Origin of the sequence: Variovorax sp. RTB1 (assembly GCF_035018765.1) — a bacterium.
Classification (GTDB): Bacteria; Pseudomonadota; Gammaproteobacteria; order Burkholderiales; family Burkholderiaceae_C; genus Variovorax.
In genome coordinates this window covers 24,816-34,389 of record NZ_JASJXG010000049.1, presented here as the reverse complement: position 1 = coordinate 34,389, position 9,574 = coordinate 24,816, and the positions used below count along the sequence as shown (strand labels likewise).

The following is a 9,574-nucleotide window of genomic DNA, read 5'->3' as shown; positions in this document are numbered from 1 at the left end:
GTGTCCACCTATTTGTAGTGGACACCATCGTCGGCTTCTGGACACCAACTCTCAAGATGCCGTGGCTGGTCGCTTACCGGCTACGACCCATCGCAAAGGCAGACCTGAATGGCGCAGATCGAAGAACTCGAAATGGGCGCGCACCGCGCGCAACTCACCGCCAACCTGCAAGGCCTGGTCGAGAAGTACCGGTCGATCTTTGAACGGGACGTACCCGAGGTCGATGAAACCCTGTCGAGGCAACTGATTCCCAGGGCACTGCGTCAGGCGCTTGATGACATCGATGCCGGTTCGGAGTAAGCGTCCAGTTAACCCACCTTGAGTTCGGTCGTTGAGACATAGACCGTGGTGTCCATCTAAAGTTGGCTGGACATCATCAATGGACGTCAATCCGAAGCAACGGCGCCGTCACAGCGCAGAGTTCAAGGCGCAGGTCCTTGCTGCCTGCAGAGAGCCAAGGGCATCAGTTGCGGCAGTTGCACTGTCCTACAAGTTGAACGACAACCTGGTGCACCAATGGCGTCGCGGACGCGGGGCGAGTCCGGTCTCAACGTTAACGTCAACGTCAACGTCAACGACGGTTGCCGAGTCGGCGCCCCAGTTCATCGCACTGTCCTTGCCCCCGCCGGCACTGCCACCTTCAGCACCGCCCTCGGCGCCGGCGCCAGCAGTTGCTTGTGTCGCTGTCGCTGCCGAGGCCATCCACCTCGAGTTCAAACGCGGCGTGCTCGGTGTGAGCGTGACCTGGCCGGTCTCGGCAGCAGCGGACTGCGCAGCGTGGCTGCGCGAGGTGTTGCGATGATCCGCATCGATGCGCTGTGGCTGTGCACGAAGCCCGTGGACATGCGCGCTGGCGCCGAGCGCCTGCTCGCGCATGTGGTCCATGCTCTGGGCAGCGCGAACGCGCATCACGGCTACCTGTTTGCCAATGCACGGGCCACACGCATCAAGATGATCGTGCACGACGGCTTCGGGGTCTGGTGCGCTGCAAGACGGTTGAACGTCGGTCACTTCGTGTGGCTACGCGAGATTGATGTGGTCAGGCCGATCGCACTGACGCAAGCGCAGTTCGATGCGCTCGTGGTCGGGCTGCCCTGGCAGCGCCTGCCCGAGATGAGCACGATCACCCGGCTCTGACGCTGAGCCCGCGGCGGGTGCTTTGACAGCGCATCCCCCAGTGGCGATAGGCCGCTGGAATCGGCATGATTGATACATGCAAGCGTTGCACGATCTGAAGGACGAAGACCTGCAAGGTCTGGCGCCCGAGGCCATCGCCGCACTCGCGCAGCAGATGCTTCAACGCCTGCGCCAGCAGGACAACGAGATCAGGTTCAAGGACGCCAAGATCGAGAAGATCACGTTCCAGCTCGCACGGCTGAAGGCATGGAAGTTCGGCGCCAAGACCGAGGCGATGAGCGCCGAGCAGCGCCGTCGCTTCGAGGAGACGCTGGCCGAGGATGAAGCCAGTTTGCAGGCGCAACTGGAGCAAGCCAGGGGCGAAGCACCGACGCCGTCCAAGGACGACGCGAACACCAAGCGCAAGCCACGTCGTCGACTACTGCCTGATCATCTTCGCCGGGTTGAACACCATCATGAACCGAAGAACACGAGCTGCCCGAGCCCGATGTGCGGCAAGCCGATGGTGCGTGTGGGCGAGGACATCAGCGAGAAGCTGGACATCGTGCCGGCAGAGTTCTTCGTGCACCGCCACATCTACGGCAAGTGGGCATGCCGCTGCTGCGAGTGCCTGGTGCAAGAGGCCGTTGCGCCGCAGATCATCGACGGCGGCATGCCGGCGGCCGGCTTGATCGCGCACACGATGGTCAGCCACTTCGTGGACCATCTGCCGTACTACCGGATGGAGTCCATCAACGCACGCTCGAACGTGCACACGCCGCGCTCCACGCTGGCGAGTTGGTCCGGGCAAGGCGGCGCAGCCCTCATACCGCTGTACGACGCGCACAAACGCTTCGTGCTGTCGGCGCAGGTGCTGCATGCCGACGAGACGCCGGTGGCCATGCTCGATCCGGGGCGGGGCAAGACCAAACGGGCCTATATCTGGGCCTACGCACGCGGCGCCTTCGATCCGGTGCGCGGTGTGATCTATGACTTCTGCGTCGGGCGGGGTGCGCAGTACCCCGTGGCCTTCCTCGGCCCGAATGATGACGGGCACGGCGCAACGGCGTGGCGCCGCACATTGGTGCGCGATGAATACGCCGTCTATGACAAGGTGATGGCCGCCCAGTCCGGACGCATTCCTGCCGGATGTCTTGCGCACGCCAGACGCAAGTTCGACGAGCTGCTGCGCGACGGGGGCAGGAGCGCGGTCGCCGATGAGGCGTTGCGACGCATCGCGCAGATCTACCGGCTCGAGCGTGAGCTGGCCGCCTTGACGACCGAAGAGCGACTGGCCAGAAGGCAAACGGACGCCCGGCCGCTGTGGGAAAAGCTGCATGCCTGGCTGCGTCTTGAGCGAAGCCGTGTGCCTGACGGCAGTTCGACGGCCAAGGCGCTGAACTACAGCCTGAACGCCTGGACAGCGCTCACGCAGAACCTGCTGGATGGCGACGTCAACGTGGACAACAACCATTGCGAGAACTAGATCCGTCCGTGGGCTCTCGGAAGGCGAGCCTGGTTGTTCGCCGGCAGCGAACTGGCGGGTCAACGGGCTGCGGTCGTGGTGAGCCTGGTGCAGTCGGCCAAGTTGCATGGCCACGATCCGTGGGCCTACCTGAAGGACGTGCTCACGCGACTGCCGACACATCTGAACAGCCGCACAGACGAGTTGCTTCCGCACCTCTGGCAGCCCGCAAACTGATCAACACATCGCTTAACGGGCTTCGCTAATTGCCGTCAAGGTGGGACGGCTGGCCGCTTACGGTTCGGATGCCGGCGTGCAGGGATGAGCGCGCATTCGCTGATCGCGACGGCGCGGGCCATGGTCGCTGGAGACAAGGGCCTGTTGGCGATGGACGAGAGCAACGGCACCTGCAACCAACGCTTCGCAAACGTTGGCATTCCACAAACGGTCGAGATGCGACGCGTCTACCGCGAGTTGCTGCTGACCGCGCCGGGACTGGGCGCCTGCATCAGCGGCGTGATCCTGTACGACGAGACCATCCGGCAGCGGGCGGCCGATGGCACGCCGCTCGTTCAGGTCGCACTGGACGCCGAGCTGCTTGTCGGCATCAAGGTAGACACCGGCGCCAAGGCGTTCGCTGCGCATCCGGGGGAGAAGGTGACCGAGGGGCTGGACGGTTTGCGCGAGCGCCTCCAGGCCTACTTCACGATGGGTGCCCGATTTGCGAAGTGGCGGGCCGTGATCGCCGTCAACAACACGCACCTGCCCACCGCGGCCTGCATCGAAAGCAACGCCCATGCATTGGCCCGTTACGCAGCCTTGTGCCAGCAGGCGGGCCTCGTGCCGATCATCGAGCCCGAAGTCCTGATGTCGGGAACCCACACATCGGATCGTTGCCAGGACGTCACCGAGGCCGTCCTGCGCAGCGTCTTCAGACAACTCACGCTGCAAGGCGCTGTGCTGGAAGCAATGATCCTGAAGCCCAACATGGTGATCGCCGGTCTGGCCTGCACAACGCAGAACACGGCGGCCGAGGTGGTCGATTCGACGGTGCAGTGTCTGCTGCGCACGGTTCGGGCGGCCAGTCTGGTGCATTGGCCAGCAGCAGGCTAAACGCCATGCACGACGGCCATGGCAGACCAGTGCCGGGCACTTCATCCAGCGCTGCGTTCATCGATCGGGCCCTCCCCTGGCGGCTGTCGTTCTCATTCGCGCGGGCGATCCAGCACTCCGCCCTGGAGATCTGGGCCGGTAAGGAGGCGAACCGGGTCGCAGCGCAACTCGCGCTGGTGCATCGCGCCCAGTGCAACTGCGCAGCCTTGAAGGGCGAGTACAGCGCAGCGATGGAAGGTTCATGACCGCGCCGCTTCAGATCTACTTCATTCGCCATGGCGAAACCGCGTGGTCGCCTTCGGGCCAACACACCGGGCGTACCGAATCGCCGCTGACATCGCATGGCCAGGAATTGGCGCGGCACTCGGCAACGACGCTGAAGGGCATCGTCTTTTCGCTGGTGTTGACCAGCCCACGGCTTCGCGCCGGGGCCACCTGCGAACTGGCAGGTTTGGGTGGGAGTGCGCAGACGGAGCCGAACCTGGCCGAATGGGACTACGGCGACTACGAAGGGCTGCGCACCGCCGAGATTCGCCAGTTGCATCCGGACGGGATGTCTGGGAAGCCGGGTGCCCGGGCGGAGAGAGTCCTTCCGACGCCAGTGGCCGCGCAGACCAACTCATCACCCGGCTGCGCGACCTCACCGGCAAGGTCGCGCTCTTCTCACACGGCCAGTTCGGACGCGCGCTTGCCGCCCGATGGGTCGGCCTGCCGGTGACCGAGGAACAGCTTTTCGCGATTGATCCGGCGTCGATCGGCATCTTTGGCTTCGAGACCGACCACCCCGAACGACGCGTCATCTCCCTGTGGAACCCCAGGGCCGACGGCCGACTGACGCCACCCTAAATGCCCGTCGGATAGGTCTGAGGCGCCTCGCGGTTGCTCCACGCCACGCCCGCTTCCAGCGGCTCCAGGCTGCTCGTTTCGTCGATGTGCACGATTGCATCGAACTGCTGATCCAGGAGCGTGTGGAAGTAATGGCTCTGACGCTCAGTCTCCGGGCGGTAGATCACGCCGATGGCGCGTTGAAGTCGCCGCGACGCCACCAATGAGCGCAGCGCTTCGTCACCGCGCAGGGGCAACAGAAACTCTGGCACGCCGGTGCGGTGAAACACGTCTTCCCAGCTGTGGGCCAAGCCAGCGCGCACGCGCTTGCGCTGCGCGGGCTCGTCCCAGTTGGATGCAGCGGTGACCCAACCGTGGTGAGTGCTGAAGCCCACCAGGGCCGCGTCACTCGCGTAGCGGTCGCGTACCAGTTGCCCGACATTAAATTCGCCGCGTTCGGCCATCTCCGTGGCGGAGGCATCGCCAAGATGAGAGTTGTGCGCCCAAAGCGCGATTCGCGGCGGTGTGCCGGTTGCGGCCAAGTGGGCTTCCAGCGCGACCAAGGTCTCGACCATGTGGCTGTCTCGCAGGTTCCAGGAGGACACACGGGCCTTGAACATGGTTCGGTAGTACTCTTCCGCGTTGCGAACAAGGCGCGCGTTCTGCTGCGCATGGAAGGCTTCATCCCGGTCCGGACCCGGCGGCAACGGCGCCGCGATAGCTCGAAGGGCCATATCGCGCAGGACTTGCACGACCTCGTCCTCACAACTTTCCTGGAGGCCGAAGCTAGCGGCGTATCCGTAGGCCTGAGCGTCTTCTGCGGCATGGTCGAAGCAGCCGTAGCGAGCCTTGGCACGTTGCGCCGCTTCAGGGTCGACTTTGGCGAGGTAGGTGAGCACCACCTGCATGGAGTTGAACAGACTGTAGAGGTCGAGCCCGTAGAAGCCAACCTGGTTGCCGGGGCTGAGGGTGGCGTTGTGGTCGCGCAGCCATTCGACAAACTCCCGCACGACCGTGTTGCGCCACATCCAGGCTGGAAAGCGCCGGAAGCCTGACAGGGCTGTGGCGGCGTCAAAATCGTCCGACAGACCGCGCACGTAGCGATTGACTCGCCACGCGTCGGGCCAGTCGGCCTCCACGGCGACAGCGGTGAAGCGCTTCTCAACGATCAGCCGCTTGGTGATCTCTGCTCGTTCGCGGTAGAACTCATGGGTGCCGTGGGACGCTTCGCCCAGCAGGGCAAAGCGTGCGCCGCCGATCAACGCCAACAGGCGGTCGTACCGACGAGCATCCACGCTCAACGGTTGCATGTGCGCGCGCAGGCCTTCCAGCAAACCGGCGTCTCCGAGGTGGTTCTTGGTATCCTGCAGATTCATGGCGCAGACTTCTCGCCGATGCACGAGTGCATGGCGTGCCAAGAGATGGCAAAGGCCTTGACTCCGTCGCGCTGTGGTTGCTGCGCAAGTGCATCGTCGTCCACACCCTCGCGCCTCAACTCCTGGAGCACCGCTTCGGCATAGCCCCCATCAGCGAGCATGGCCGCGCCGACTGCACCATGGTCCGCAAAGGCCAGCAGTGTCTTTTCCGAAAGCGCGTTGATGCTGTCGGGTGAGATCAACGCTTCGACATAGAGCGTATCGGACGCCGCCGGGTCCTGGGTGCAGGTGCCGGTCCAGAGCAGGCGCTGCGGCCTGGCGCCTGCCTCGGCGAGTCGCTGCCAGCGGTCGGATGCAAGCAACTCGCAGTGCGCGCGATACGTCAACATCGCCACGGCGATGCCCAGACGGTTGTGAAAAGGCGGTGAAATCTCCTCCCTCACGGACACGTCCCATGGGCTGACGTTCATCGATGCGACCGACGTGACCTTGAGATGCAGGCCCGCAGCCAGGCGCCGTTCGATGCCGCGCATGTAGGCGCCTGCCGCGGCCAGGTAATGCTCACAAGAGAAAAGCAAGCTGACGTTGACCGGCACGCCATCGAAGATGAGTTCCTCTACCGCGCGGAGGCCCTCGGGCGTGCCCGGTATCTGGATGAACAGGTTCGGCAATGCGGCCCGTTCATGAAGTTTCGATGCGGCTCGAATGGTGTGCGCGGTGTTGTCTGCCAGCAGGGGCGACACACTCAGCGACACCCAGCCATCGACGCCTTCGCTCGCATCGAAGGCCGGTCGCAGCAGGCCAGCTGCTTGCGTGAGGTCTTCCAGCGCCAGCTCGAAGAACAACTCTTCGCCCGCCAGGCCGGCGGCATGCAGCACGCGAATGCTGTCGTCGTAGGCATGTGTGCCCGAACCCTGCTCGAAGATCGACTGGCTGCAGGTCAGCCCCGTGACGGAGAACTCGGCGACGTAGCGCTCCAGGGAACCGCTCTGCAACAGGGGTCGGCTGATGCTGTCCAACCAGAGTCGCTGCCCCAGGCTTTGCAGTTGACGAATGTGTTCGTTCATGGCTTTCGTCGATACCTCATGCTGCGCGAGGCGCTGTCTTTTCGCCGAGATGGCGCGGTCTGCACGTCGAGCTTCCGGCAGCCGTCGGGCGTTCGTCTGTGCGCTGCCGCACTTCACGTCCCGGGCAGATCAAGCGACCGCACCGAACAGCGCACCGGCGCCAGCCGTGACGGCCATCGCGACAGCGCCCCAGAACGCGACACGCCACGTTCCGTTCCAGACCGGAGCCCCACCGACCTGCGCCGAGACGGCACCCAGCCCGGCCAGGAAGCCAAGCGATGCGAGGGACATCCAGAGGATCAGGTGTGCCGGCGAGGCCGTGACCACCACGGCTATCGGCAACAGCGCGCCGACCGAGAAGCTGGCCGCCGAAGCCAATGCGGCCTGTGTCGGACGCGCAGCGGTCGTGGCGGAGAACCCCAGCTCGTCGCGGGCATGCGCACCCAGTGCGTCATGGGCCATCAGCTCGCCAGCCACCTCGTCGGCCAGTGGCCGGTCGAGGCCCCGGCCAACGTAGATTCCTGCAAGCTCCCGTTGTTCGCCCACTGGGTCCTTCTTCAGTTCTGCCCTTTCCCGGTTCAGGTCGGCGTTCTCTGTGTCCTCCTGCGAGTGGACGGAGACGAACTCACCCGCGGCCATCGACATGGCGCCGGCGATCAGCCCCGAGACACTGGTCAGCAGAATGGTCCGATGCTCGGCACCTGCAGCGGCCACGCCAAGTACCAAGCAGGCGGTCGACACGATGCCGTCGTTGGCCCCGAGCACGGCGGCCCGCAACCAGCCGATGCGATCACTGTGGTGATGCTCTGCGTGACGACCCCACTTCGCGATGGACCCCCTCGGTCGGGGTGCGGTGTGGTGGGTTGACGGGGTCTCGCGTGGCATGGCGGTTGTCCTATGCGGTGAGGGGGTCGGTCGAGACCTGCGACTCGAGCATGACCGTGCCCATGCGCACCACGTAGGCGCAATCGCCGCGGGGCTGGAGTACCAAGCCGCTTCGTGTGCGGTCGTCAGGCCGCCAGCGCTTCCTTGGTCAAACTCCAGGCCTGCGACAGCTTGGCGCCGCGCACGTGGTGCGCGCTCTTGACCCGCTTCACGCGGTCTTCAATCTTGGTCTTGACGTCGCCCTTGGCCTGGGCCAACTGAGCCTTCAGCGATTCGGCCTTGGCATCGGCCTCCTGCTTCAGCGTCTCGACCCGTTGCTTGGCTCGTTGGACGGCAGCGTCGAGACCGGCCTTCGCTGTCGTGAGCTTGGACTCCAATTTCGTCTGGGCCGCGCCGCTAGCATGCGACGCTTCGGCTTCCAGATCCTTGATCTCCGACTTGAGCGCCGCGATGTCGTGGTCGTACTGCGCTTCGGCCACTTCGGTGCGGGTGTGCCGGAAGATCTGGCCGCCAGCTGCCTCCAGGGCCGCATCGACCGGCATGACCCATTCCTCTTCGACTTCGGCCAAGAGCGCCACCTTGCCAGGCTTCAGCAACCTCTCCGTCTCCTCGACAAAGTCGAGGCCGACACCGGCCACCCAGAGGTCACGCACCGCGCCGGCGACGGCCCCGGTCATCGCACCGACGGCCATGAGAACCGGCCCACCGAGCAGGCCGATCAAGCCCCCGACCGCCAGACCGACGCCGGTGCCGACCGGCCCCGAGTCCATGGACTTCTTCACGGTCACCTTGCCGTTGGCGTCCTTCACCAGCACGCCCGTGGCGTACAGCGTGATGTCACCGTCGGCGTGCAACTTGTGCAGGGCCTGAAGCCCAGCGTCCGCCGCGGCTTCGTTGTCGAAGATCGATACCAACATCTTGTTCATGTCAACTCCAGTTCTGGTTCATTCACGCCGATCGCCGCACGAGCGCTTGATGTCAGCCGGTGGCCGTTTCGATCGACTTGCGAAGCCGAGCCATGGCGGCACTCGCGTCCGCCTCGAATTCCTTCCAGCGCGCCGCAGTCGCCTGCTTCATTTCGGTCAACTTGGCCTCGGCGCTCTTGACGTCGCCCTTGAGTGTGGTGATCTGCCCGTCGATTCGGGACTTGGCATCGGCGCTGGCCGCGCCGGCCTTCTTCTCCAGGTCGACGACCTTGGCCTTGCCTTTGGCGATGTCCTTGTCGGCCGCGGCGACGAACTGGTCGCGCGTCGCGTAGTCTTTGATGTACGAGAACTCCGGCATCGCCTTGATCGTGTCGGGGGTCGCGCCAGCCATCACCAACTTTCCCGCCTTGTCCTGAATCTGCGTGACCGGGATCGCCACGTCATGCCGACCGATACCCACGAAGCCGCCGGCACCGACGATGACGAAGGACACGTTCTTGTCCGGCGAGATGATCAGGTCCTCGACCTTGCCGACCTTGAGGCCGGCGTCGTTGTAGATGGTCTTGCCCATCAGCGTCTTCTTGACGCTCCATCCTTGGGCGAGTTGGATCGACTCGGTGACGGTGGCTTCCACCGTGGTGGTCGCGCCGGCGACCTGAGACCAGGCAGGCGCGGCAACGCACAGCGTGCCGAGGAAAGTCAGTGCCACGGTGAGGGCGGATGGGTGCATTCTCATGATTCAGTTCCTTGTTTGTTCGTACCAATGGGCGATCGGCGGAGTGGACCGTCTCAGGTGGGTTG

10 protein-coding genes and 2 pseudogenes are annotated in these 9,574 nt (G+C 64.6%); 7 read left to right on the top strand and 5 right to left on the bottom strand.

Translation table 11 applies throughout. From position 1 onward, the window contains the following. Positions 1-108: 108 nt before the first annotated feature. From QN397_RS22320 to QN397_RS22290, 7 genes and pseudogenes are all read left to right on the top strand, one after another. Positions 109-300, top strand: a complete 192-nt coding sequence (locus QN397_RS22320) for a hypothetical protein (protein WP_323499567.1) — start codon at positions 109-111, stop codon at positions 298-300. 79 nt (positions 301-379) lie between these two features. Continuing rightward, positions 380-802, top strand: coding sequence for an IS66-like element accessory protein TnpA (tnpA, locus tag QN397_RS22315; RefSeq protein ID WP_323499568.1), 423 nt, complete (start codon positions 380-382; stop codon positions 800-802). Then, on the top strand, positions 799-1,137 hold the full coding sequence (gene tnpB, locus QN397_RS22310; RefSeq protein ID WP_323499569.1) for an IS66 family insertion sequence element accessory protein TnpB: 339 nt from the start codon (positions 799-801) through the stop codon (positions 1,135-1,137). The genes tnpA and tnpB overlap by 4 nt, the downstream gene beginning before the upstream one ends. Before the next feature lie 76 nt (positions 1,138-1,213). Beyond that, on the top strand, positions 1,214-2,602 hold the full coding sequence (tnpC, locus tag QN397_RS22305) for an IS66 family transposase (protein ID WP_323499570.1): 1,389 nt from the start codon (positions 1,214-1,216) through the stop codon (positions 2,600-2,602). Between the two features lie 33 nt (positions 2,603-2,635). Further along, positions 2,636-2,818, top strand: coding sequence for a transposase domain-containing protein (locus QN397_RS22300; protein ID WP_323499571.1), 183 nt, complete (start codon positions 2,636-2,638; stop codon positions 2,816-2,818). Between the two features lie 84 nt (positions 2,819-2,902). Next, a pseudogene (locus QN397_RS22295) lies at positions 2,903-3,939 on the top strand (class I fructose-bisphosphate aldolase). Next, positions 3,936-4,540: pseudogene (locus tag QN397_RS22290) on the top strand (histidine phosphatase family protein). Before QN397_RS22295 ends, QN397_RS22290 begins: the two co-directional pseudogenes overlap by 4 nt. Here QN397_RS22290 and QN397_RS22285 read toward each other — a convergent pair. The 5 genes from QN397_RS22285 to QN397_RS22265 form a co-directional block, all read right to left on the bottom strand. Continuing rightward, a complete protein-coding gene (locus QN397_RS22285) occupies positions 4,537-5,895 on the bottom strand; it encodes an erythromycin esterase family protein (protein WP_323501945.1) in 1,359 nt (452 codons plus the stop codon). The pseudogene QN397_RS22290 and the gene QN397_RS22285 sit on opposite strands and share 4 nt — an antisense overlap. Then, positions 5,892-6,962, bottom strand: a complete 1,071-nt coding sequence (locus QN397_RS22280) for a transaldolase (protein ID WP_323499574.1) — start codon at positions 6,960-6,962, stop codon at positions 5,892-5,894. Before QN397_RS22280 ends, QN397_RS22285 begins: the two co-directional genes overlap by 4 nt. A gap of 129 nt (positions 6,963-7,091) precedes the next feature. Next, positions 7,092-7,847, bottom strand: a complete 756-nt coding sequence (locus QN397_RS22275; RefSeq protein ID WP_323501944.1) for a VIT1/CCC1 transporter family protein — start codon at positions 7,845-7,847, stop codon at positions 7,092-7,094. A gap of 125 nt (positions 7,848-7,972) precedes the next feature. After that, positions 7,973-8,773 (bottom strand): DUF1269 domain-containing protein, encoded by an 801-nt coding sequence (locus QN397_RS22270; RefSeq protein WP_323499576.1) that lies wholly within the window; start codon positions 8,771-8,773, stop codon positions 7,973-7,975. A 52-nt stretch (positions 8,774-8,825) separates the two neighbouring features. Further along, complete coding sequence (locus QN397_RS22265; RefSeq protein WP_323499577.1) at positions 8,826-9,509, bottom strand: PRC-barrel domain-containing protein; 684 nt, start codon at positions 9,507-9,509, stop codon at positions 8,826-8,828. Positions 9,510-9,574 lie beyond the last annotated feature (65 nt).